Source organism: Aeromonas sp. HMWF015 (assembly GCF_963878965.1).
Taxonomy (GTDB): domain Bacteria; phylum Pseudomonadota; class Gammaproteobacteria; order Enterobacterales; family Aeromonadaceae; genus Aeromonas; species Aeromonas veronii.
The window spans coordinates 1-771 of sequence record NZ_CAWNZT010000193.1; the positions used below are offsets into that span (position 1 = coordinate 1).

The following is a 771-nucleotide window of genomic DNA, read 5'->3' on the forward strand; positions in this document are numbered from 1 at the left end:
CTTCTACACCAATCCCAACAATCGCGAGGCGCGGCAGCGGGTCGAGCGGGGGTTGCAGCTAGCGTGGCAGGATGGCTCGCTACAGGCGCTGTGGCGCAAGAGCTTTGGCCCGGCCATCGCCTTTGCCAAGCTCTCACAGCGCCGACTGCTGCGACTGGATAACCCCTTCCTCGACGGGATCAGCTTCGATTACCGCCCCTACTTCTACAATCCGCAGACCGATCGCTTCGGCGATTATTGAGGTGCCTGCCGCTGGCGGCAGAGGGCCAACCAGGCCTCGGCAGTGCGCGACAGATAGCGCTCGCTCGGCCAGATCACCCCGAGCCGCCAGCTCAATTCGGGCTCCAGCGGCCGCAGCACCAGACCATCCGGGGTCAGCCGGTTGCAGACCGGCTCCGGCAAGAAGGCGACTCCCATGCCGCTGCGTACCATGGCGGTGAGAAAATCCCACTGGCTGCTGCGCGCCGCCACCTGTGGCACAAAGCCCGCCTCCTGACACGCCTGCTCCAACCGTTCGCTCAGGGTAAACGCCTGGGTATAGAGCAGGAAGGGCTCCTCCTGCAGGGATTCGAGCCGCAGCGGCGCTTCGCCATGCCAGCGGGGTTGATCGGGCAGCACCACCCGGATCGGGTATTGATCCAGCTCCAGCGCGCTGAGGGCGCCCCCCTCTTTGGTCGGCAGCATGGTGATGGCGAGATCCAGCTCCCCTTCCAGCACCGCCTGTTCGATGCGGCGACCGCCGTACTCCACTAGGGTCAGCTCCACCTTGGG

General features: G+C 65.6%; 1 protein-coding gene and 1 pseudogene. One reads left to right on the forward strand and one right to left on the reverse strand.

Annotation, left to right across the window (positions count from 1 at the left end):
- A pseudogene (locus AACS18_RS10135) lies at window positions 1–241 on the forward strand (hypothetical protein); the annotation flags it as partial.
- Here the strand turns inward: AACS18_RS10135 and AACS18_RS23290 are convergent.
- Window positions 235–771, reverse strand: a 537-nt coding sequence (locus AACS18_RS23290; protein ID WP_258228903.1) for a LysR substrate-binding domain-containing protein, incomplete at its 5' end; no start/stop codon positions are given. The pseudogene AACS18_RS10135 and the gene AACS18_RS23290 overlap by 7 nt on opposite strands.